This window comes from Gordonia paraffinivorans NBRC 108238 (assembly GCF_000344155.1).
GTDB classification, from domain to species: domain Bacteria; phylum Actinomycetota; class Actinomycetes; order Mycobacteriales; family Mycobacteriaceae; genus Gordonia; species Gordonia paraffinivorans.
Map to the genome: position 1 here is coordinate 17,263 of NZ_BAOQ01000001.1, position 23,343 is coordinate 40,605.

19 protein-coding genes are annotated in these 23,343 nt (G+C 69.0%); 15 read left to right on the plus strand and 4 right to left on the minus strand.

The genetic code is table 11. The features are described 5' to 3' along the window. The first annotated feature begins 158 nt into the window (after window positions 1–158). Complete coding sequence (locus GP2_RS00080; RefSeq protein WP_230823434.1) at window positions 159–1,589, plus strand: DNA polymerase IV; 1,431 nt, start codon at window positions 159–161, stop codon at window positions 1,587–1,589. A 26-nt stretch (window positions 1,590–1,615) separates the two neighbouring features. Here the strand turns inward: GP2_RS00080 and GP2_RS00085 are convergent, their stop codons facing one another. Then, window positions 1,616–2,587 (minus strand): asparaginase, encoded by a 972-nt coding sequence (locus GP2_RS00085; protein ID WP_006898394.1) that lies wholly within the window; start codon window positions 2,585–2,587, stop codon window positions 1,616–1,618. A 235-nt stretch (window positions 2,588–2,822) separates the two neighbouring features. Here GP2_RS00085 and GP2_RS00090 point away from each other — a divergent pair, with 235 nt between their 5' ends. After that, window positions 2,823–3,392, plus strand: coding sequence for a WKL family lipoprotein (locus GP2_RS00090; protein WP_006898397.1), 570 nt, complete (start codon window positions 2,823–2,825; stop codon window positions 3,390–3,392). Between the two features lie 39 nt (window positions 3,393–3,431). Here GP2_RS00090 and GP2_RS00095 read toward each other — a convergent pair whose 3' ends face one another. Then, complete coding sequence (locus GP2_RS00095) at window positions 3,432–4,373, minus strand: hypothetical protein (protein WP_006898398.1); 942 nt, start codon at window positions 4,371–4,373, stop codon at window positions 3,432–3,434. 25 nt (window positions 4,374–4,398) lie between these two features. Here GP2_RS00095 and lspA point away from each other — a divergent pair, with 25 nt between their 5' ends. The 4 genes from lspA to GP2_RS00115 all read left to right on the plus strand — a co-directional run bounded on the left by lspA (window position 4,399) and on the right by GP2_RS00115 (window position 10,149). Continuing rightward, window positions 4,399–5,124: a signal peptidase II gene (lspA, locus tag GP2_RS00100; protein WP_230823349.1), complete on the plus strand. Its 726-nt coding sequence runs from the start codon at window positions 4,399–4,401 to the stop codon at window positions 5,122–5,124. After that, complete coding sequence (locus GP2_RS00105) at window positions 5,117–6,043, plus strand: RluA family pseudouridine synthase (protein WP_006898400.1); 927 nt, start codon at window positions 5,117–5,119, stop codon at window positions 6,041–6,043. Before lspA ends, GP2_RS00105 begins: the two co-directional genes overlap by 8 nt. A 172-nt stretch (window positions 6,044–6,215) precedes the next feature. Next, complete coding sequence (dnaE, locus tag GP2_RS00110) at window positions 6,216–9,767, plus strand: DNA polymerase III subunit alpha (protein ID WP_006898401.1); 3,552 nt, start codon at window positions 6,216–6,218, stop codon at window positions 9,765–9,767. A gap of 112 nt (window positions 9,768–9,879) precedes the next feature. Next, window positions 9,880–10,149 (plus strand): hypothetical protein, encoded by a 270-nt coding sequence (locus GP2_RS00115; protein WP_040526130.1) that lies wholly within the window; start codon window positions 9,880–9,882, stop codon window positions 10,147–10,149. Here the strand turns inward: GP2_RS00115 and GP2_RS00120 are convergent. Then, window positions 10,092–11,057, minus strand: a complete 966-nt coding sequence (locus tag GP2_RS00120; RefSeq protein WP_006898402.1) for an SMP-30/gluconolactonase/LRE family protein — start codon at window positions 11,055–11,057, stop codon at window positions 10,092–10,094. The two genes, GP2_RS00115 and GP2_RS00120, sit on opposite strands and share 58 nt — an antisense overlap. 207 nt (window positions 11,058–11,264) lie before the next feature. Here GP2_RS00120 and ilvA point away from each other — a divergent pair, with 207 nt between their 5' ends. Then, window positions 11,265–12,644 carry a threonine ammonia-lyase IlvA gene (ilvA, locus tag GP2_RS00125; protein ID WP_006898403.1) on the plus strand — a complete coding sequence of 460 codons (1,380 nt, stop codon included), beginning with the start codon at window positions 11,265–11,267 and terminating at the stop codon, window positions 12,642–12,644. Between the two features lie 55 nt (window positions 12,645–12,699). Here ilvA and treZ read toward each other — a convergent pair whose 3' ends face one another. Continuing rightward, window positions 12,700–14,574: a malto-oligosyltrehalose trehalohydrolase gene (gene treZ, locus GP2_RS00130; RefSeq protein ID WP_006898404.1), complete on the minus strand. Its 1,875-nt coding sequence runs from the start codon at window positions 14,572–14,574 to the stop codon at window positions 12,700–12,702. A 224-nt stretch (window positions 14,575–14,798) separates the two neighbouring features. Here treZ and GP2_RS00135 point away from each other — a divergent pair, with 224 nt between their 5' ends. The 8 genes from GP2_RS00135 to GP2_RS00170 are packed head-to-tail and all read left to right on the plus strand — an operon-like array spanning window position 14,799 to window position 23,303. Further along, on the plus strand, window positions 14,799–15,656 hold the full coding sequence (locus GP2_RS00135; protein ID WP_040526072.1) for an MlaE family ABC transporter permease: 858 nt from the start codon (window positions 14,799–14,801) through the stop codon (window positions 15,654–15,656). Between the two features lies 1 nt (window position 15,657). Continuing rightward, window positions 15,658–16,527 (plus strand): ABC transporter permease, encoded by an 870-nt coding sequence (locus GP2_RS00140; RefSeq protein WP_006898406.1) that lies wholly within the window; start codon window positions 15,658–15,660, stop codon window positions 16,525–16,527. A 10-nt stretch (window positions 16,528–16,537) separates the two neighbouring features. Then, window positions 16,538–17,860 (plus strand): MlaD family protein, encoded by a 1,323-nt coding sequence (locus tag GP2_RS00145; protein WP_006898407.1) that lies wholly within the window; start codon window positions 16,538–16,540, stop codon window positions 17,858–17,860. Continuing rightward, on the plus strand, window positions 17,857–18,897 hold the full coding sequence (locus tag GP2_RS00150) for an MCE family protein (protein WP_006898408.1): 1,041 nt from the start codon (window positions 17,857–17,859) through the stop codon (window positions 18,895–18,897). The genes GP2_RS00145 and GP2_RS00150 overlap by 4 nt, the downstream gene beginning before the upstream one ends. Next, window positions 18,894–19,883 (plus strand): MCE family protein, encoded by a 990-nt coding sequence (locus tag GP2_RS00155; protein WP_006898409.1) that lies wholly within the window; start codon window positions 18,894–18,896, stop codon window positions 19,881–19,883. Before GP2_RS00150 ends, GP2_RS00155 begins: the two co-directional genes overlap by 4 nt. Further along, window positions 19,877–20,980, plus strand: coding sequence for an MCE family protein (locus GP2_RS00160; RefSeq protein ID WP_006898410.1), 1,104 nt, complete (start codon window positions 19,877–19,879; stop codon window positions 20,978–20,980). Before GP2_RS00155 ends, GP2_RS00160 begins: the two co-directional genes overlap by 7 nt. Then, window positions 20,977–22,134, plus strand: a complete 1,158-nt coding sequence (locus GP2_RS00165; protein WP_006898411.1) for an MlaD family protein — start codon at window positions 20,977–20,979, stop codon at window positions 22,132–22,134. Before GP2_RS00160 ends, GP2_RS00165 begins: the two co-directional genes overlap by 4 nt. Then, window positions 22,131–23,303 (plus strand): MlaD family protein, encoded by a 1,173-nt coding sequence (locus GP2_RS00170; RefSeq protein ID WP_040526135.1) that lies wholly within the window; start codon window positions 22,131–22,133, stop codon window positions 23,301–23,303. Before GP2_RS00165 ends, GP2_RS00170 begins: the two co-directional genes overlap by 4 nt. The last annotated feature ends 40 nt before the right edge of the window (window positions 23,304–23,343 follow it).

Here is a 23,343-nt window from a genome sequence, read left to right on the forward strand (position 1 = left end):
TCACTAGACTCGGACGGGTGGTGAGCCCGGCCCCCGAACCGACGACTGCGGACGGTTCCTCCGTACCGCAGCGGTGGGTCTCGGGTACCGGTCCGGGTGGGGCGGTGCCGACCGGGCACGACGCCGAACGCAGCTCGCGGTGGGTCCTGCACCTCGACATGGACGCGTTCTTCGCGTCGGTCGAGCAACTCACCCGGCCCACGTTGCGGGGGCGACCCGTTCTCGTCGGCGGCTCGGGCGGCCGGGGAGTGGTCGCCGGAGCCAGTTACGAGGCCCGCGTCTTCGGTGCGAGGTCGGCGATGCCGATGCATCAGGCCCGACGCCTCATCGGCCCCACCGGGGTCGTGGTCCCGCCGCGCGGGGTCGTCTACGGCACCGTCAGCAAACGCGTCTTCCGCATTCTGCGCCAAGCGGTCCCGGTCATCGAGACGCTCTCCTTCGACGAGGCCTTCGCCGAACCCGCCGAACTCGTCGGCGCGACGGTCGCCGACGCCCGCGCCTTCGCCGAGGATCTCCGGGGGCGCATCCGTTCCGAGGTGGGACTCGCCGCGTCGGTCGGGGTCGGCAGCGGCAAGCAGCTCGCCAAGATCGCGTCGGGCATGGCGAAACCCGATGGCGTGATGGTGATCCCGCCGTCGGGTCAGCTGGAGTTCCTCCACGGGCTGCCCGTCCGCAAACTGTGGGGGATCGGGCCGGTGTCGGGAGACCGACTGGCGCGGTTGGGGATCAACACCATCGGCGATCTCGCGGCGATGTCGACGGTCGAGGTGGCGTCGGTCCTCGGCGGCACCGTCGGGCCCGCGCTGCATCGTCTCGCCCAGGGCATCGACGACCGGCCGGTCACCGAACGCGCATCGGCCAAGCAGATCAGCGCCGAGTCGACCTTCGCGGAGGACATCGTCGAACTCGACGAACTGCGCAAGGCCATCCGCCGCGCGGCGAGCGATGCGCATCGCCGCCTGCTCAAGGACGGTCGCGGCGCCCGGACCGTGGTGCTGAAGCTCAAACGATCCGACATGTCGATCCTCACCCGGTCGGCCACCACCGCGGCGGCCACGACCGACTTCGACGACCTCGAACGCACCGCCCAGCGCCTCGCCCTCGACCCGCGTTCGGTGGGCGCGATCCGCCTTGTGGGAGTGGGATTCTCAGGACTCACCGCGGTGCAGCAGTATGCGCTCTTCGACGACCTCGGCCCCGCCGGCGACGAGCTGACCCATCACGACACCGCGACCGACGCCCCCTCGGCGGGGGATTCGGGATCGGGTGAGGTCGTCGAGGTGTCGGAGACCGTGCATGATCCGACCGCCGATGTCTCCTCGCCCGAGCCGGTGCGCTTCGCCCCCGGCGGGGATCCCGCACGTCGGGTCCCGTTCGCGCCCGGGGCCGACGTGCGGCACCCGGAGTACGGGCACGGCTGGGTGCAGGGGAGCGGGCACGGGGTGGTCACGGTCCGATTCGAGACGCGCACCACCGGCCCCGGGCGCACCCGGACCTTCGCCGTCGACGACCCCGACCTGCGTCCTGCCGATCCGCTCGACAGCCTCGAGTGGGACCTCGGCGCCGAGGACGACGACGCCGGCGTGTGAAACGCCCGGTGCGTGCGGCTCTGCGGTCAGGCCCCGGAGGCGTGGAAGAACCCGGAGGCGTGGAAGAACCCGGCGACGGTCTCCGGCTCCGCCCGTGCGGTGAGCAGGGCGATCAGCGCCATGCGCGCCTGCGGCGCCCGCAACCACGGTGAGACGATCGCACCGGCGCGACTCAGGTCGACGGCGCCGCCCCCGCCGCCGTAGGTGGCGGTGACCTCGCCGTAGGGCACCCGGCTCGTCACGACCACGGTGACGCCGTGGGTGACGGCGAGCGAGACCTCGGCGACGATGTCCGGATGCGTGTTGCCCGAACCCGTTGCGGCGAGCACGATCCCGGCGGCGTTCTGCGCGACCGCCGCGGCGATCAGCCCCGGCGACACCCCGGGATAGAGCGCGAACATGTCCACCCGTGCGGTGCGGCCGACCGGTATCTCGTCGAGGACGGGTCGCGGCAGGTCGGTGCGTACCGAGTCGAAGGCCAGCGGATCGACGGTGGAGACCTTGAACAATCCCCGCGCGGGGAGGGTCCGGCCGCCGGCCACCACCAGCACCCCGCGCCCGCGCGCGGCCGGATCGTGGACCGTCGCGAGTGCCGCGGCGAGGTTCGACGGCCCGTCGGCGTCGGGATGGTCGGCAGGCAGCTGAGCGCCGGTGAACACCACCGGCCGGTCGTCGGTGCAGTACAGATCCGCCAGGAAGGCCGTCTCCTCCATGGTGTCGGTGCCGTGCGTCACCACCACGCCGGCGACCGTCGGGTCGGCGAGGGCCTCGGCGATCGCCCGCACCACCGCGAACTGGTCCGCCACCGTCATGGCCGAACTGTCGACCGACATGAGGTCGACGGTTCGGACCGGGCCGGTGGGTGCCTCGCCGCCCGTCGCCGACAGCAGGTCGCCGGGCGCGAGGGCCGGGACCGCGCCGTCGGCGGTCGTGCGCGCGGCGATCGTCCCGCCGGTGCTGATGAGTACGGTCGGTCCGGATGCCTCAGATGCCGCCATGGTGGTCAAGCCTCACGGTCGGCCGGGACCGCGTCAAGCACCTCGACGATCGGGCGCCGGGCCGGCTCGGTGGCCGACCCGACCCGGGGCGCGTCGTGGTGGACCCGGGAACACTCAGCTTCGTTTGGCATAGTGGTGAGGGCTGTCACCGGGGGAGACCCCGGCAGACCCACCGACGACACGGGCCGGCGCCTCGTCGCGCGCCCGGAGTCCACAGACACAGTGAGGGAGATCCTTGAAGTATCGGAAGTTTCTCGGCGCGACCATGATCGCGGCTGCAATGATGACCGGCGTCGCCGCATGCGGCGGCAGCGACGATGACGCCCCGCCCGCGCCGACGCTGACCAGCACGGCCGCCGCGAACGCGTCGGGTGCCGCGGGCGACAACGAGTCCGAGATCACCAACGGCAGCAAGCCGCCGTCGATCGCCGCGCTCAACGAGCTCGTCGACACCGCCGTCGACCCGAAGATCCCCGCCAAGGACAAGACCGACCTCGTCCAGGGCTCGGAGAAGGACCCGGAGATCTTCGACGAGCTGGTCAAGGCGCGCGAGGACAACCCCGACGTCAAGTGGTCCCTCGTCAACCCGGTCATCACCAACGGCCCGAAGAAGGCCAACGTGAAGGTCCGCATCGAGACCGCGGGCAACCCGCCCGCCAACGCCGAGGCGACCATCGTCTTTGACAAGGGTCGCTGGAAGCTCTCGAACCAGACCGTCTGCAACCTGCTCGGCCTGTACCAGGTCGAGAGCGCGATGTGCACCCCGGCAGGCGGTGCCACCAGCTCGAAGAAGGCCGACAACTGAACGGCTGATCGCCGGACTTCGCAGGAGCCGGGCCGGCCGTCACCGCCAGGTGACGGTCAGCCCGGTTTTCTGTACCAGGGGGCGGGCGGGATCGGCGCCGACCAGCTCGCGCGCCCCGGTGTAGATCAGCTCGCCGCCGACCGGGAGCCCGCGGGCCAGGTCCACCTCGACGGTCCCGCCGCCCTCGTAGCTGAACCTGCTGATGGTGAGGGTGTCGGTGCCGCCGGGGATCGCGAACACCGAGTTCACCGGCGTCTCCTCGGCGGAGAACTGGATGGTCAGCTTGTCCCCGTCCCAGGCCGCGAGCCGGGCGTCGACGGTCTGGGTGACCGTCGCCGCGGCCGAGATGGTGCGCTCGGTGCGCCACCGCGCACCCACCCCGATGGGTTCGGTGGGCAGGGCGATGGTGGTGTTCAGTGCGGTGACGATCGACTGTTCGACGGCCAGCCGGGCCTCTTCGCCGGCGTCCTCGGGCGGCGCGAGCCGCACCGTGACGGGGGCCAGGCCGGCGCCGAGCGTCAGACCGCCCCTCGTCCCGGCCATGGCCTCCAGCGAGGTGTTCAGTCGCGGGTCGGGGGAGGTGACGCTCGCGAGGTCGAATTCCACCTCGGACTGCTGGTCGCACACGAACCGCGCGGTCAGCGGCGTCTCGACGGTCTGTGCCTCCGCCGACCCCGGCGACTCGACCCGCGACGTGGTCACCAGCGTCACCTGCTGCGCCGACCCGAGGTCGGGGCGGGCGGCGGCCACCCGCCGGTCACCGGCACCCGGGTCGACCAGGGTGACCGTCGCCGGCGCGATCGGCAGCGGTGCGGCGCCGGCGTCCCGGGACGGCGAGCCGGTCACGCAGCCGCCGGCTGCCGTCGAACTCGACGCGGCCTCGCCGGAGTCCGACGAACACCCCGCGACCAGCACGGACACCGCCGCGACCGCGGCGCACGACGAGATGACGGAACGGCGGAGACGAGCATGCGTGGACACGGGTAGCCAGCGTATTCCACCGGTCGTGGACAATGACCCTGTGGCTGACCAACCCCTGACCGAGTCCGAGAACGGACGGCGGTTCGCCAAGACGACGCTCGCGGTGCTCGGCGTCGCGCTCGTGGTGATCGGTCTCGACCTGCTGACGAAGACGATCGTGGTCGCGACCCTGGACCCGCAGCGACCCGTCGAGATCATCGGCGACGTGGTCACCCTGCGCCTGGTCCGCAACAGCGGAGCCGCGTTCTCGCTCGCCTCGGGGTACACCTGGGTGCTGTCGGTCATCGCACTGGTCGTGGTCGCGGTCATCATCCGCTACAGCAGCCGGCTGAGGTCCTGGTGGTGGGCGATCGGCCTGGCGCTCGTCCTCGGCGGCGCCATCGGCAACCTGATCGACCGCATCTTCCGCGCTCCGAAGCCCTTCCAGGGGCACGTCGTCGACTTCATCTCCGTCGGCTGGTGGCCGGTGTTCAACGTGGCCGACTCGGCGGTGGTGTGCGGCGCAGTCCTGCTCGTCGTCCTGTCGGGACTCGGCTTCGACTACGACGGCACCCGCAGCGGTTGGGCGGCCCGCCACGACCACGATTCACCCGACGACACCGGCCCCGGCGCCGGCACGGACCACGAGGATGCAGTCATCGACGAGAAGGACGCGATCGAAGAGAAGGACGGGGGAGTGACGGCTCCCGCGACGGACACCCCGGACGAGCAGACCGGCACGAGCGGACGCGGAGGTGGCGCCGATGCGTGAGTCACGTGTCCTGCCGGTCCCGAACGGCCTCGACGGCATGCGCGTCGACGCCGGGGTGTCGCGCATCCTCGGACTGTCGCGCACCGTGGTCGCCGCTCTCGCCGAGGACGGCGACGTGCTCGTCGACGGGGTGCCGGTCGGCAAGTCGCACAAGCTCGCGGCGGGCAGCCTTCTCCACGTGACGCTGCCCGAGCCGGACGAGCCGCTGCGCATCGAGCCGACGCCGGTGGAGAACCTCGACGTCATCTACCACGACTCCGACATCGTCGTCGTCGACAAGCCGGTCGGCGTCGCCGCGCATCCCTCGCTCGGCTGGACCGGCCCCACCGTGATCGGGGCACTCGCGGCCGCCGGCTTCCGCATCTCGACCTCCGGCGCCCACGAACGCCAGGGCATCGTGCACCGCCTCGACGTCGGCACCTCCGGCGTCATGGTCGTGGCCGCGTCCGAGCGCGCCTACACGCTGCTCAAGCGCGCGTTCAAGGAACGCACGGTCGACAAGCGCTATCACGCGCTGGTGCAGGGACACCTCGACCCGCCCTCGGGCACCATCGACGCGCCGATCGGCCGCCACCGCGGCGCGGACTGGAAGTTCGCCGTCACCGCCAACGGGAAGCCGAGCGTCACCCACTACGACACGCTCGAGATGTTCGCGGCCGCGTCACTGCTCGACGTCCACCTCGAGACCGGGCGCACCCATCAGATCCGCGTCCACTTCTCGGCCCTGCACCATCCGTGTTGCGGCGACCAGACCTACGGCGCCGACCCGGTGCTCGCCAAGAAGCTCGGCCTCGAGCGGCAGTGGCTGCACGCGCGGGCGCTGAGGTTCGCCCATCCCGCCGACGGCCGCATGGTCGAGTTCACCTCGTCGTACCCGGCGGACCTGCAGCACGCGCTCGACGTCCTGCGCGACACCTAGACCCGACCCGCGAACCGGTGACCTCGGGCGCGCCGGACGGGGTCGGCGAGGCCCGACACCGCCACAGCTGTCCCATTCGTCACTGCCCGGAGAGCCTCCGGGTGGGTGTCGGTGGACGCGCCTAGAGTGGACCGGAATCCACCGCAGACGGCACACGATCAGAAGAGGCACAGTGACGGGCTCGTTCGTACACCTGCACAACCACACCGAGTACTCCATGCTCGACGGTGCGGCCAAGGTGTCACCGCTGTTCGCCGAGGCCAAACGGCTGGGGATGACCGCGATCGGCATGACCGACCACGGAAACATGTTCGGCGCCAGCGAGTTCTACAACACGGCGATCAAGAACGACATCAAGCCGATCATCGGCATCGAGGCCTACATCGCGCCGGGCTCGCGCTTCGACACCAAGCGCGTCCAGTGGGGCACCCGCGAGCAGAAGTCCGACGACGTGTCGGGTTCGGGCGCCTACACCCATATGACGATGGTCGCCGAGAACGCGACCGGTCTGCGCAACCTGTTCAAGCTGTCCTCGCTCGCCTCCATCGAGGGGCAGCTCGGCAAGTGGGCGCGTATGGACGCCGAGCTGATCGCCGAGTACGCCGAGGGCATCATCGCGACCACCGGCTGTCCGTCGGGCGAGGTCCAGACGCGCCTGCGCCTCGGTCACGACCGCGAGGCCCTCGAGGCGGCCGCCAAGTGGCAGGACATCTTCGGCAAGGACAACTTCTACCTCGAGCTGATGGAGCACGGCCTCGAGATCGAGCGCCGCGTCCGCGACGGCCTGCTCGAGATCGGCCGCAAGCTCGGCATCAAGCCGGTCGTCACCAACGACTGCCACTACGTCGTCAAGGAGGATGCCGCCGCGCACGAGGCGCTGCTGTGCGTGCAGACCGGCAAGACCCTCTCCGACCCGACGCGCTTCAAGTTCGACGGCGACGGCTACTACCTGAAGTCGGCCGAGGAGATGCGGCAGCAGTGGGACTCGGTGGTGCCCGGCGCCTGCGACACGACGCTCGAGATCGCCGAGCGCGTCCAGTCCTACAAGGACGTCTTCACCCACCGCGACCGGATGCCGATCTTTCCCGTGCCCGAGGGGGAGTCGCAGGAGACCTTCCTGCGCAAGGAGGTCCTGCGCGGCCTGCGTGAGCGTCGCTTCCCGGGTCGCGAGGTTCCGCGCGAGTACCTCGAGCGCGCCAACTACGAGCTCGACGTCATCATCCAGATGGGCTTCCCGGCCTACTTCCTCGTGGTCGGCGACCTGATCCGCCACGCCCAGGAGGTCGGCATCCGCGTCGGCCCGGGCCGTGGTTCGGCGGCCGGCTCGCTCGTCGCCTGGGCCCTGGGCATCACCAACATCGACCCGATCCCGCACGGACTGCTGTTCGAGCGATTCCTCAACCCCGAACGCGTGTCGATGCCCGACATCGACATCGACTTCGACGATCGCCGGCGCGGCGAGATGGTCCGCTACGCCACCGAGCGCTGGGGCAAGGACAAGGTCGCCCAGGTCATCACGTTCGGCACCATCAAGACCAAGGCCGCCATCAAGGACTCCGCCCGGGTCCAGTTCGGCCAGCCCGGCTTCGCGATCGCCGACCGCATCACCAAGGCGCTGCCGCCGCCCATCATGGCCAAGGACATCCCGGTCTGGGGCATCACCAATCCCGAGCACGAGCGCTATGGCGAGGCCGCCGAGGTCCGCACGCTCATCGAGACCGATCCGGACGTCAAGAAGATCTACGACACCGCACTCGGTCTCGAGGGCCTGATCCGCAACGCCGGTGTGCACGCGTGTGCGGTGATCATGTCGAGCGAGCCGCTGACCGACGCGATCCCGGTGTGGAAGCGCGCCCAGGACGGCGCGATCATCACCGGCTGGGACTACCCGTCGTGTGAGGCCATCGGCCTGCTGAAGATGGACTTCCTGGGCCTGCGCAACCTCACCGTCATCGGTGACGCCCTGGAGAACATCAAGCAGAACCGCGGCATCGACCTCAACCTCGACGAGCTGCCGCTCGACGACCCGAAGACCTACGAGTTGCTGGCGCGCGGCGACACGCTCGGCGTGTTCCAGCTCGACGGCGCGGCCATGCGCGAGCTGCTGAAGATGATGCAGCCCACGGGATTCGAGGACATCGTCGCCGTCCTGGCGCTGTATCGCCCGGGTCCGATGGGCGTGAACGCCCACACCGACTACGCCAAGCGCAAGAACGGTCTCCAGGAGATCCGGCCGATCCATCCGGAGCTGGAGGAGCCGCTCAAGGAGATCCTCTCCGAGACCTACGGTCTGATCGTCTACCAAGAGCAGATCATGCAGATCGCCCAGAAGGTCGCCGGCTACTCGCTCGGACAAGCAGACCTGCTGCGTCGCGCGATGGGCAAGAAGAAGAAGGAGATCCTCGACGAGGCCTACGACGGCTTCGCAGAGGGCATGCGCCAGAACGGCTTCTCCCAAGAGGCGATCACCGCGCTGTGGGACACCGTGCTGCCCTTCGCCGGATACGCGTTCAACAAGTCGCACGCCGCGGGCTACGGCCTGGTGTCGTTCTGGACCGCCTATCTCAAGGCCAACTACCCGGCCGAGTACATGGCGGGCCTGCTCACCTCCGTCGGCGACGACAAGGACAAGGCCGCCATCTACCTCGCCGACTGCCGCAAGCTCGGCATCACGGTGCTCCCGCCCGACGTCAACGAGTCCCAGCCCAACTTCGCCGCGGTCGGAGCCGACATCCGCTTCGGCCTCGCCGCGATCCGCAACGTCGGTTCGGGCGTCGTCGACTCGATCATCAGGTCGCGCGAGGAGAAGGGGAAGTTCACCAGCTTCTCGGACTACCTCAGCAAGATCGACGTCACCGCCTGCAACAAGAAGGTGACGGAATCGCTCATCAAGGCCGGGGCCTTCGACTCGCTCGGCCATCCGCGCAAGGGTCTGTTCCTCGTCCACGGCGAGGCCGTCGAGTCGGTGCTCGGCACCAAGAAGGCCGAGGCGATCGGCCAGTTCGACCTCTTCGGCGGGGGCGGCGACGACGAGGCCGCCGACCTGGGGCTGGCCGAGGTCTTCGCGGTCAAGATCCCCGAGGAGGAGTGGGACACCAAGCACAAGCTCGCCATCGAGCGGGAGATGCTGGGCCTCTACGTGTCCGGGCATCCGCTGGCCGGCGTCGAGCACGCCATCGCGGCGCACACCGACACCTCGATCACGCAGCTGCTCGAGGGCAACATCTCCGACGGAGCGCAGATCACCATCGGCGGCATCATCTCGTCGGTGACCCGCCGCGTGAACAAGAAGGGCGAGCCGTGGGCGGCGGTGACCCTCGAGGACATGGTCGGCGGCGTGGAGGTCTACTTCTTCCCGCGCGCCTACATGGCCTACGGCATGGACATCGTGGCCGACAACATCGTGCTCATCAAGGCGCGCGTGAACATGCGTGAGGACAGCATGATGATCAGCGCCAACGATCTCGCGGTCCCGGACCTCGAGACCGCCGGCGCCACCAAGCCGGTGTCGCTGACGCTGTCGGCGCGGTTGTGCACGCCCGACCGGGTCCAGGCGCTCAAGCAGGTGCTGACCCGTCACCCGGGCATGGCCGACGTCCACGTCACTCTCGTCAGCGACAAGAAACAGACCCAGCTGAAGCTGACCGAGTCGTTGCGCGTGGCTCCGAGCTCCGCGCTGATGGGCGATCTCAAGGCGCTGCTCGGACCGAGCTGTCTGAGCTGATCGGCAGTCCGTCACCGAAGTTTTCGGTAGACCGAAACTTTTCCTTCGCCGAGCGCTATACTCGTGGCCACGACCATGAAGGACGTGCCCGGCGAGGGGAGTGTGTTCGCTGATGACCACGATGATCGGCACCAACGCGTACCGACCGGCCCGTCGCGCCCGCGCCACGGTCGAGGTGTTCGGGGTCCGCTGGCCGGCCCACAAGGCACACGCCGTTCTGGCGGGCGTGGTCGCCGCGCTGGCGACGCTGGTGATCTTCGGCTCGCCGCAGGCCTCGGCCTGGGTGTCGGCGGTCGTCGTGCTCGCCGTGTGGTGGGGCGAACGCTACCTGGCGGGAAACGCGGCCGTGGCGCCCCGGTCGAATCCGCCCGGGATCTCGTAGATCCGGCCGTCGAAGCCGACGCGGAACAGCCTTCCCGCCGAGAAGCCCTGCGTGCCACGGCCGTAGGAGACCACGCTCGACGTCGGCAGTCCGCTCGCGAGCACGCAAAGGCGTCCCGGTGAGGAGATCCGCACGATCTCGCCGGTGGCGTTGAACGGAACGATCGGGCGGTCCCGCGAGTCCAGCGTCAGGCCGTCGGGAGTCGACGCCGCGCCGACGCTCAGCAGGCTCTGCACAGTGCGCGGGTTCGTCGTCGATATGCGGCTGACGCCGGGGTTCACGAAGGTGCGCGAGACGTACAACCAGTTGTCGTCGCGGCCGAGGACCGCGCCGTTCGCGCTCGGCAGCGATCCCCATGCCGCATTCACCGAGCCGCCCGGGGCGACCCGACCGATGAGATTGCCGAAGTCGTTGGTGGCATAGACATTTCCCCGTGCCGAGACGTCCATTCCGTTTGCGGCCGACAGCCCGCTCACCCAGGGGCGGAACGCGCGGGTGCCGACGTCGAGGCGCCCGATGGACGCGTGCCGGAGCACGTCCCCGGCGATCACCCGCGGATCGGCGCCGTAGCCGACGAGCAAGGTGCCGTCCGGGGTCCAGGCGAGCGCACCCGCGCCGCCGTCGGGGACCCGGGCGATCGGGACCGCCGGCGCACCCGGCCGGGACAACCGGAACACCCGCCCGGAGATCAGGTCGGTGGTGTACAGACGGCCCGACGCATCGACCGTCAGGCCTTCGAGCGCGGCCCCGGGGATCGAGCCCACGAGACGTGCGGGCGCTGCGCCGGGGCACGAGGGGGCGGCGCCTGCGGGCGCGGTGCCGATCGCGCTCACGAGTCCGGCGGCGACCGCCATGGCCGCCGCGGCGGCGACGACCTTCGTGCGGGACGGGATGCGCAGGCTTCTCATGGCTGCTCCTACAGATCGCGGGTCGTGGGCACCGTCCTCGCCGTGGCGGCGGGTGGGCTCAGGCGGGGTGGGCTCGGTGGGGGTGGGCTCGGTCGGGGTGGCTCCGCCCGGGTACCCAACCGGCGCACCCGGAACACCTCGTGAGCACATGTGGACCTCCGTCCTGCGCGCACCCGGTCAGAAATCCGCCGAGAGCGCAGTGAGAACATGGACTTCGTGAACACGCACGACGCCCAGGCCCCTGCCCACGGTTCGACGCTGTCGGTCGACAGCATCGAGGCGGCGTCGACCCGAATCGCCCCGGCGGTGGCCCGGACCCCGCTCGACCAGTGCCCTCGGCTGTCGGCGTCGGGCGCGGAGATCTACCTCAAGCGCGAGGACCTGCAGGCGGTCCGTTCGTACAAACTGCGCGGTGCCTACAACGTCATGGCCCAGCTCACCGACGAGGAGCTCGCGCGCGGAGTCGTGGCCGCCAGCGCCGGCAACCACGCCCAGGGCGTCGCCTTCGCGTGCAAGTCGATGAAGGTGCACGGCCGCATCTACGTGCCGACGACGACGCCGAAGCAGAAGCGCGACCGGATCCTCTGGCACGGCGGCGAATACGTCGAGCTCAAGGCCATCGGCGAGACCTACGACGCCGCCGCGGCGGCCGCGCAGGCCGATGTGATGAGCACCGGCTCCACCTGGATCCACGCCTTCGACGACCCGCGGACGGCGGCCGGTCAGGGCACCATCGCGCGCGAGATCGTCGAACAGCTCGGCCGCGTGCCCGACGTCGTGGTGGCTCCGGTCGGGGGCGGCGGCTGCCTCGCGGGGATGGCCACCTACCTGCGCGGGATCTCCGAGGAGGTGTCGATCGTGGGCGTCGAGCCGACCGGCGCGGTGTCGCTGACCGCGGCCCTCGTCGACGGCGGACCCGTCACGCTCGACGCGATCGACCCGTTCGTCGACGGCGCGGCGGTCAAGCGGATCGGGACGATCGGGCATCGCGTGATGGCCGACCTCGGCGCCTCGGTGAGCGACCACCCGATCCTCGCGTCGATCACCGACGCCCCGCAGACCCGAATCGTTCCCGACGAGCGGATCTCCCCGAAGCCGGGTTCGGCGCACATCCTGCACGTCGACGAGGGCGCGATCTGCTCGGCGATGCTCGAGCTCTACCAGAACGAGGGCATCATCGCCGAACCCGCGGGCGCGCTCGCGGTCACCGCGCTCGACAAGCTCGACCTGCCCGCCGGCGCCACCGTGGTGTGCCTGATCTCCGGCGGCAACAACGACGTGTCCCGCTACGGCGAGATCATCGAGCGCTCCCTGGTCCACCGCGGGCTCAAGCACTACTTCCTCGTCGACTTCCCGCAGGAGCCCGGCGCACTGCGTCGCTTCCTCGACGAGGTCCTCGGACCCGACGACGACATCACGCTGTTCGAGTACGTCAAGCGCAACAACCGGGAAACCGGGGCCGCGCTCGTCGGCATCGAGCTCGGCCGGCCGGAGGACCTCGGTGCGCTGCTCGACCGGATGGCGCACTCGCGGCTGCACTGCGAGCGTCTCGAACCCGGGTCGCCCGCCTACGAATACCTGACCTGAGCGCTGCCAGGCGATGTCGTGAACCCGAAGCCGCGGCGGGCGCGGCCCCGGGCGGTCAATCCGCCGCCACTCCGACGATCACGTTGTGTCCCGGCGAGATCCCGTCCGGCGCCGGCGGTTCCCAGGCGAGCCGGACGTCGACGCGGCGGGGGAGCGCAACCGGGTCCTCACCCGGGACGACGAACACCCACCAGTCGCCGCGACGCATCGCGAACCAGCCCGCGTCCGAATCGAATTCGGCGGCCACGGAGTCGAATGCCGGATCGTGCAGGGCCGGTTCGACCTTCCGCAGCGCGATGAGGGAGCGGTAGAAGTCGAGGAGACGGGCGTGCTCGGGACCGTCGGGTTCCGACCAGTCCAGTTTCGACCGGGTGAAGGTCTCCGGGGCCTGCGGATCGGGGACGTCGTCGCGATCCCACCCGTGCTCGGCGAACTCCGACTTGCGGCCCTCGGCGGTGGCGCGGCCGAGATCCGGTTCCGGGTGGGAGGTGAAGTACTGGAACGGCGTTCGCGCGCCCCACTCCTCGCCCATGAACAGCATGGGGGTGAAGGGGGACAGCAGCACCAGCGCCGCCTTGATCGCCAGCTGCCCGCCGTCGAGGTACTCCGACGGCCGGTCGCCGACCGCGCGGTTGCCGATCTGGTCGTGGTTGCAGGTGAAGGCGAGCAACGACGAGGCCGGCACCAGGTCGGTGGGGATCGGCCGGCCGTGGTTGCGCCGCCGGAACGACGAGTACGTGCCGTCGTGGAAGAACCCTCCGGTGAGCACCTTCGCCAGGCACTCGGCGCTGCCGAAATCGGCGTAATAGCCCTGTCGCTCGCCGGAGACGAAGGCGTGGATCGCGTGGTGGATGTCGTCGTCCCACTGCGCGGTGAGTCCGTATCCGCCGTCGGCGCGCGACATGACCAGCCGCGGGTTGTTGAGGTCGCTCTCGGCGATCAGCGACAGCGGCCGCCCGAGCCGGGCCGCCAGCGCATCGGTGGCGGCGGCGAGTTCCTCGAGGACGTGGACGGCGCGTTCGTCGTGCAGCGCGTGCACGGCGTCGAGCCGCAGCGCGTCGACGTGGAACTCGGTGAACCACCGAAGCGCGGTCCCGGCGATGAATGCGCGCACCTCGTCGGAGTCGGGACCGTCGAGGTTGACCGACGAGCCCCACGACGTCGTGCCGGTGGACAGGTACGGCCCGAACTCCGGTAGGTAATTGCCCGATGGGCCGAGGTGGTTGTAGACGACGTCGAGCACCACGCCGAGGTCGCGGGCGTGACAGGCGTCGACGAATCGGGCGAGCGCGGCCGGGCCGCCGTAGGCCTCGTGCACCGCGTACCAGCCGACCCCGTCGTACCCCCAGTTGTGGGCTCCGTTGAAGGCGTTGACCGGCATGAGCTCGACGAAGTCGACGCCGAGGTCGACGAGGTGGTCGAGGCGCGCGATCGCCGAGTCGAGCGTCCCGGCGGGGGTGAAGGTGCCGACGTGCAGTTCGTAGACGATCGCGCCGCGCACGTCGGCGCCGCCCCACGAGTCGTCGGTCCACGTCGACTCGTCGACGGTGAACAACGCGGACAGTCCGTGGACGCCCTCGGGCTGGCGGACCGAGCGGGGATCGGGCCGGACCGCGCCGCCGTCGATCGACAAGCCGTACCGGAGTTCGGAGACGGGCACGGCGCCGATTCCGTCGGGGACGCCGTCGGGTAGCCACCACCCGTCGGGCTGCCGGCGCATCGGGTACGACGACGTCGGGGAGTCGGGGCCGGTGGCGACGGCGAGTGCCACCGACGCGGCGCCCGGCGCCCACACCCGGACCTCGTCGACGCCCCGAGGCGGGACGAACGGCTCGAGATCGGAGCGAAGGGGCAGTTTCGCCCGTCGCTGGTCGATCGTCCAGGTTAGGGTCTTCTCCACACCGGGGGACTCACGGTCGCCTACGCCCATTCGTGCACGGTATGTCGAACCCGACTCCCGCGCAGACCGGCGCTACTGTGACCCCACACACAACTGAGACGCGAAAGCGGGGGATATTACGGCGACGCTCATGCCCGTCGGGGGCACGTCGAGCAGATACGCCGGACAGTGTGCGCGAGGACGAAGTGGTCCTCGCGGACATCATGGCCTGACACGGCCGGTGAACGGGGTAAGCCGAGACGCAAGGGTAGGGATTGAGCACAGACGCTGTGACCTCTGAGCAGGAGGAGGTCGGCCGGAAGAGGCCGAATGCGCTTCGCGCGTGGTTCGACAAGCACGTCGTGGCCTCGTTCGACACCTTCGGACGACAGCTGGGCATGTTCGTCGAGGTGTTCCGCACGCTCTTCGCCGACATCGCCAAGCGGCGCTTCCCCTTCGGCGAGTTCGTCCGCCAGTGCGCGTTCATGGCCTCGACCTCGGTCTTCCCGACGCTGCTGGTCGCCATCCCGATCGGCGTCATCGTCTCGATCCAGGTGTCGAACATCGCCGGTCAGGTCGGCGCGACCTCGTTCTCGGGCGCGGCCACCGGCCTCGGCGTCATCCGTCAGGGCGCGCCCCTGGTCACCTCGCTGTTGCTCGCCGGCGCGGTCGGCTCGGCCATCGCGGCCGACCTCGGCTCCCGCACGATCCGCGACGAGATCGACGCGATGAAGGTGATGGGCGTCAACCCCATCGAACGTCTCATCTCGCCGCGCCTGCTCGCCACGATGGTGGTCAGCTTCCTGCTCTGCGGCTTCGTCTGCTTCGTCGGCTTCATCACCGGCTACGTCTTCAACGTCTACTTCCAGGGCGGCACCCCCGGTAGCTATACGGGCACCTTTGCGTCCTTCGCGACGACGTCCGACCTGATGTTCGCGCTGGCCAAGGCCGTCATATTCGGCGCGATCGTGGCGATCGTCGCCTGCGATCGCGGCCTGTCGACGAAGGGCGGTCCGGCCGGCGTGGCCAACTCGGTGAACGCGGCGGTGGTGAACTCGGTGCTGTTGCTGTTCACCGTGAACGTCATCCTGACGCAGCTGTTCGCGATCCTCTTCCCGGCGAAGGTGGTGTGAGATGACCGCGTCACGGTATGTGCCACCGGTCCTGAAGCCGGTCGAGGCGGCCGCCAAGGTCGTCTATCACGCGCCGCGCAACGGCCTCGCGGCGATGGGCCACCTGATCACGTTCCTGGTCAGGTCGATCGGCGCCGTCCCGCTGGCCTTCCGGCAGTACAGCTCGGAGGTGTGGCGTCTGTTGTCGGACGTCGCCTGGGGCAACGGCGCGATCGTCGTCGGCGGCGGAACCGTCGGCGTCATGGTGATCCTCGGCGTGATGGGCGGGGCGACCGTCGGCATCGAGGGGTACACGGCACTCAACCTGCTCGGCATGTCGCCGGTGACCGGCGGCCTGTCGGCGTTCGCGACGACCCGCGAGATCGCGCCGCTGCTCGCCGCGACCGCATTCACCGCGCAGTCCGGGTGCCGGTTCACCGCCCAGCTGGGTTCGATGCGCATCGCCGAGGAGATCGACGCGCTCGAGGCCATCGCGATCCGGCCGCTGCCGTACCTGGTGACCACGCGCATGTGCGCCGCGGTGCTCGCGATCATCCCGCTCTATTCGGTGTCACTCGCCGCGAACTACCTCGCGTGCGAGGTCATGTTCATGCTCCAGAGCGGGCAGGGCGCGGGCACCTACCTGTACTACTTCCATTCGTTCATCCTGTCGTGGGACATGGTGTTCTCGTTCATCAAGGTGATCGTCTTCGTACTGCTGACGACGTTCATCCAGTGCTACTACGGATACTTCGCCGCTGGGGGGCCCGAAGGTGTGGGAGTTGCCGCCGGACACGCAATCCGACTCGCGATCATCGTCATCGTGTTCGCGAACCTGATCATGACGCTCGTCTTCTGGGGCACCTCGCCCGGAATCCAGATCTCGGGATGAGGGGGATCCGGTGAACATCGCAACCGACGGACGCAATCCCTCGATGACGCAGTACGTGCTGCGGGGGATCGCCTTCGTGCTCGTCCTGCTCGTGGTCTTCGTCCTGTTGTTCATGCGCTACCAGGGCGACTTCACCAAGACGGTCGCCGTGACCGCCGACCTCGTCGACGTCGGCGACGGCCTGACCCCCGGCGCCGACGTCCGCTACAACGGCCTGATCGTCGGGTCGGTCGAGTCGATCTCGGTCGACGAGGACAGCCGGGAGGACGCCGCGAAGGTCGTCAAGCAGGTCAAGATCGACATCACACCGAAGCAGGCCGAGGGGATCCCGGCGTCGGTGACGGCGCGGACCGTGCCGTCGAACCTGTTCGGCGTCAACTCCGTCGAGCTGGTGCGCCCCGCCGACCCCGGCACCGAGCGCCTGTCGAACGGCGCCGTCATCCCGGCCGACACGTCGCTGGAGACCATCAAGCTGCAGGACGCGCAGAACGAGCTGAACCGCCTGCTCGACGCGGTGCCGCCGGAGGATCTCGCCGAGGTGCTCGGGACCATCGCCGGTGCGCTCAAGGGCGGCGGCTCGGTGTTCGGCTCGTTCGTGGGCATCCTCCGCAACTACTTCGACTCGATCAACGCGCAGTTCCCGGCCGGCGCCCCGCCGGGCTTCGACAACTTCGACCGCTCGCTGAGCGGCCTCGCCCAGTCGGCGCCGGAGCTGCTCGACGCCCTGGGGCGCAGCGTGATCCCGTCGGTGACGCTCGCCGAGAAGCAGCGAGACCTCGCCGCACTGCTGTCGGGCACCCAGGGTCTGCTCGACCAGACGCAGCTGATGTTCGCGCGCAACGGCAACGGCGGCCAGCGCCTGATCTCCGACCTCAACCGCATGCTGGGCGCCACGGTGCTGGAACCGAACTCGCTGCCGGAGGCGATCGTCGCGCTGAACAAGCTCGCCGCGCGCGTGCTGACGGTCTTCACCGGCACCAACGGCCACGTGCAGCTGAACATCGGCGTCAGTTTCGGCGCCTTCGTGCAGTACAAGCGGCAGAACTGCCCGGTCTACGACGGCGGGCCGTACGGGCAGCTGCGCGGACCGGGATGTGTGGGGCCCGGTACCGGCACCGGACCGACGATGTCGGGTCCGTTGCAGATCTACCCGTCCGACGGGATGCGCCGGAACCGGCCGGTCGGCATGGTGACCACCGATTCGGACAACAAGACTCTCGGCGCGGTGCTGCGCCGCACGCCGTCGGCGGCCGACACGATCATGCTGGGGCCGCTGGTCCAGTCCATCGAAGCAAGTGACGCCGCCGCGCCCGGGCAGGGAGGGGGACGATGAGCTCGGCCTCGGGTTCGATCCGCAAACCGCTGATCGGCTTCTCGATCTTCGCTGTTCTCGCGTTGCTCGTGACCTATGTGATCTTCTCGACCCTGGAACGGTCGGTGTCGGGGTCGACGAACAACTACACCGCCTTCTTCGACGATGCCTCGGGCCTAGCCACGGGTGACGACGTCCGCATGGCCGGCGTCCGCGTCGGCCGCGTCGACAAGATCGACCTCGACGGCGACCGTGCCCGGGTGGAATTCGAGGTGCAGACCGATCAGCAGGTCTACACCAACACCCGGGCGGCGATCCGCTACCAGAACCTGATCGGCCAGCGGTACCTCAACCTGACCCTCGTCGACGGCAAGCCGAGCGAGCCGCTGAAGCCGGGCTCGACGCTGGAGATGCCGTCGGAGGACTCCTACGACGTCACCAAGTTGCTCGGCGGTTTCCAGCCGGTGTTCGAGACCCTCGACGCCGACCAGGTGAACGCGTTGTCGCAGGGCCTGATCGAGGTCTTCAACGACCCCGACAACACGGTGGCGCTGACCAGGACCGTCGCCGAGGTCGGCCGGCTCGCCGAGGACACCGCCAACCGCGACGTGGTGATCGGCGCGATCATCGACAACCTGAGCACCGTGATGCGCGACCTGTCCCGTCAGGGCGACCAGTTCGGAACGGTGATCGAATCGATGGGCAACCTCATCGAGAACCTCAACGCGAACTCGGCGGCCTTCGGCAGCGCCGTCACCGACATCGGCCGGACCGCAAGCGGATTCGCCGACGTCCTGAGCCGCAGCCGGGACAGCCTGGCCGCCGCCGCCACCAACGGGCGGATCGCCACCAACACGCTCATCGCCAACGGCGCGAAGCTCGACCGGATGGCCGTCGACGCACCGGTCTTCCTCGGGCACTTCCCGCTGGTGCTCGGCGAGGGCGCCTACCTGAACATCTACGCCTGCGACCTCGACGTCGCGATCGGCGACGTGCTGCTGCCGCCGGGGATCTTCAACAAGATCGGCGGCACCAACCACTCGGTGGTGTGCCGATGAGCTGGTTTCGCAAGAGCTTCCGCAGCAACTCCCGGGTCTGGACCGGCGTCATCGGCGCGGTCGTCATCGTCGCGCTGCTGCTCGGCGTGACCGCGCTCGCCGAGGCGCATCTCGGCAAGCAGACCCTCACCGCCGATTTCGCCCAGGCCGGTGGCATCCGCCCCGGCGACAAGGTCCGCGTCGCCGGCGTCGACGTCGGCGAGGTCACCGAGACCAAGCTCGCCGGCGACCACGTGGCGGTCACGATGAAGGTCGACGACGACGTGCACGTCAAGTCCGACGGATCGGCGGAGATCAAGATGTCGACGCTCCTCGGTCAGCGCTATGTCGATGTGTCGCTGGGCCGATCGGACGAGGGCATCAAGGACGGGCACATCGAGAACACCGCGGTGCCCTACGACCTGAACCAGACGATCGAGGAGGGTGCGCCGATCCTCACCGGCATCGACGACAAGACGCTCGCGGAGAGCATCGACGAGCTCAACTCGCAGATGTCGGGTGTCCCGGCGATAACCAAGCCGACCTTCGAGGCGCTGACCCAGATGTCGGAGGTCATCACCCAGCGCAAGGACCAGCTCAACCAGCTGATCGAGGACACCAAGACGATCACGAACATCGTCAACGACAACCAGGCACAGCTCGCCGTGATCGTCGGTCAGGGCCGTGAGCTGACCCAGAAGATCGTGGCGCGCGAACAACTGGTGACCCGACTGCTCGACGGCATCGCCGAGCTGACCGAACAGGCCAGCGCGGTCGCCGGGGAGAACGCGAACCAGTTCGCCCCGATCATGGCCAACCTCAACACGATCACCCAGGGCCTGGAGAAGAACCGCAACAATCTCCGCAAGCTGCTGGAGATCCTGCCGGTGACCGCGCGCCTGACCAACAACGTGATCGGCGACGGCCCCTACGCGAACAGCTACCTGCCGTGGGGCATCTTCCCGGACAACTGGCTCTGCCTTGCCAAGGTGGTGGACGGATGCTGAGCATGACGAAACTGCGTCGCTCGACGCTGCTGGCGGGCATCGCCCTGCTCGCCGTCGTCGGACTCTCGGGATGCTCGATGATCCCGGGCAGCTGGAAGGCCGCGTTCGGTCAGGCGATCGAGGTGACCGCCTACTTCGACAACGTCGCCGGCCTGTACGAGACCAACGACGTCTCGGTGCTGGGCATGCCGGTCGGACAGGTGACCTCCGTGGAGCCGCAGGGCGATCGGGTCAAGGTCACCATGACCATCGACTCCGACATCCCGGTCCCGGCCGACGCGACCGCCGCGATCGTGAACACCTCGATCGTCACCACCCGGCACGTCGAGCTGAGCCCCGTCTACCAGGAGGGTCCGAAGCTCGAGAACGGCAGCGTCATCCAGGAGACGAAGGCGCCGGTCTCGATCGGGGAACTCTTCGACGCCATCGACGGGCTCGTCGTCGCGCTGAAGGGACCGAAGGGCGGCCCGGCCCCGCTGGCCGACATGATCGACATCACCGCGGGGATCGCCGACGGCAACGGCGAGGAGATCCGTGCCGCCCTCGAGCAGCTGGGCGAGGCGTCGGAGGTGGTATCCGGCAACAGCGATGCGCTCGTCGACGTCATCGAGACCATCGAGGGACTGACCACCACACTGGTGAAGAACTACCCGAAGATGACGGCGTTCTCGAAGTCGGTCAACGAGGTGTCGGAACTGCTGGGGCAGCAGTCGCCCGGTCTGGTCGCGACCCTGCGCAACCTCAACCAGACCCTGCAGAACACGACCGAGTTCCTGCGCGGCAACACCAACACGATCTCGGTGTCCTTCGACCGCCTCGCGGCGTTGACCGCGAACCTGAGCGACTACTCGCGTCAGGTGGTCGAGACGATCGACGTGGCGCCGCTGCTGTTCCAGAACCTGAGCAACTCGATCTCCGCCGAGCAGGGCGCGTGGCGAGTCCAGGTGCTGCTCGACAAGTCGCTGGTGGACAACGAGCTGCTCGCCAAGTTCTGTGAGGCGATCAACCTGCAGAAGGACGGCTGCCGCACGGGCAAGCTGAAGGATTTCGGTCCCGACCTGGGCATCTACTCGGCCATGTGGGAGCTGGTCAAATGAGGGCGGCGACAAGGCATTCCCTGCACATCGGGCGCCGTGAGACCACGCCCCGGCGGACCCGGGTGCGCCGGGGGAGCGTCCTCGCGCTGCTGACGGCCGCGCTCATGGGCCTCACCGGCTGCGGCATGCTGCCCGGGCTCACCGTCGAGCAGATCCCGCTGCCCGCGCCGGGCGGCATCGGGGAATCCATCCGGATCACCGCGAACTTCGACAACGCCCTGAACCTGCCGAGCCGGGCGAAGGTGAAGCTCAACGGCATGGACGTCGGGCAGGTCGACACCATCAGCGCCAAGGACTACAAGGCCGTGGTGACGATGGACGTCAGCAAGGACGCGCGCCTGCCGGTCGGCACCGGCGCCGAACTGCGCCAGGCGACCCCGCTCGGCGACGTGTTCGTCGCGCTGCTGCCGCCGCCCGATGCTCCCGATGGCTACATGGGCAACGGGGACACCCTGACCGGTCCCACCTCCGCGGCGTCCACCGTCGAGGATCTGCTCATCAGCATGTCCGGTGTCGTCGACAGCGGTTCGCTCAACTCGCTGACCATCGTCCTGACGGAGCTGAGCAAGGCCGTCGCGACGAATCCGTCGGACCTGAGCGGAGCCATCAACGGACTGACGACCGGTATCCGCAAGCTCAACCAGAACGCCGGCCGCGTGGACCGCTCGCTGGAGACCACCCGGGTCTTCACCGGCGAGCTCGCGGCCGGACGCGCCCAGATCATGGCGTCGATCAACAAGCTCGGTCCCGCCCTGGAGTCGTTGAACTCGCAGATCGGGTCGATCCTCACGACGCTGGACAAGACCCAGACGGTCACCGCGGCGACCAACGATTTCCTCGACACCGACCAGGACGATCTGGTCGAGATGCTCGAGCACCTGAACACGGTGCTCGCCGGGCTGCGGCAGGCGGCGGGCCCGTTGGGCTCGCTCGCCGACAACCTGCACGTGCTGGTGCCCAAGTGGGCCAAGTCCACGCCGGGTAGCGCGGCGGCCCTGTCGGCGAAGGTCTACTGGCTGAACCCGGGCGTCGGATTCGACTCGGCGAGCAGGCTTCCCGAGGCGTCCGACATCGACCGCGGTTCGGAGGCGCTCCAACAGACCGTCGCCCGGTTGCTCGCCCGGCTGACCGGAACCAGGGGGTGCTGCGGATGAGCGGCGTGGTCGGTTTCCTGCGCAAGCACTCGGTGCTGTTCGGCAACATCGCGCTCGTCGTGGTGATGTTCGTCGGCCTTGCCTACCTGTCGATGGGGGCGCTGAGCTGGCGGCCGCTGGAGAGCAAGTACTCGGTGACCATCGACTTCCCGATCTCCGGCGGCCTGCAGGACACCTCGGGTGTCACGTTGCGCGGAGCCAAGATCGGCGACGTCGAGTCGCTGCAGGTGCAACCTGAGTCGGTGACCGTGAAGGTCTCCATCGACTCGCGGTACAAGATCAACCGTAATTCCAAGGTCGCGGCACTGGGGTTGTCCGCGGCGGGCGAGCAGTACGTCGACTTCCAGCCGACCACCAACGACGGGCCGTACCTGAAAGACGGCGATCGCATCGGTCCGGCGCAGACCGAGGTCACCACGCCGTTCCCGGATCTGCTCGAGTCCTCGCTGGAACTGATCCAGGAGATCGACGCCGAGCAGCTGCGGTCGGCCGTCGACAACCTGCGGATCGCGCTGAACACCGACGACGGCAACAACGACCTCAAGGTCCTGTTCGACTCGGGCGGAACGATCTTCGCCAAGCTCTACACCGCGCTGCCGGAGACCACGCGCCTGATCAAGAACGCCGGCACGATCTTCGAGACGACCTCGCAGATCCAGCCCGACTTCGGCGACACCGTCTCGTCGCTGAGTGACCTGATCAACGCCGCGGCCGCCGCGGACAAGGAACTGCGCACGCTCCTCGACCGCGGACCGTCGCAGATGACGAGCCTCGCCGGATCGATCAACCAACTCACCGATCCGGTGACCAACGTGATGAAGCAGTTCCTCGACATCGCCGAGCAGGGCGCACTGCGCGCCCCGGCGCTGGCGGTGCTGCTGCCGTCGATCCGCGACGCCAGCATCAAGAGCCTCGCCATGTTCCACGACGGCGCGTCGTGGGCCTTCGGTTCGGTGTACCCGCGCCCGGCCTGCAACTACCCGGTCACGCCGCGCCGGCCGACCCAGATCCTCGAATTGGCGGTCCCGGTCAATCTGTACTGTGTGACCGAGGATCCCAACCAGCAGATCCGCGGCTCGGCCAACGCACCACGACCGCCGGGCGACGACACCGCCGGACCGCCGCCGGGCTACGACCCGAACGCGCGCACGGTGCCGCTCGACAAATGACGACTCGACACCCGACGAAGACAAGTTGCGTGACCTGTAG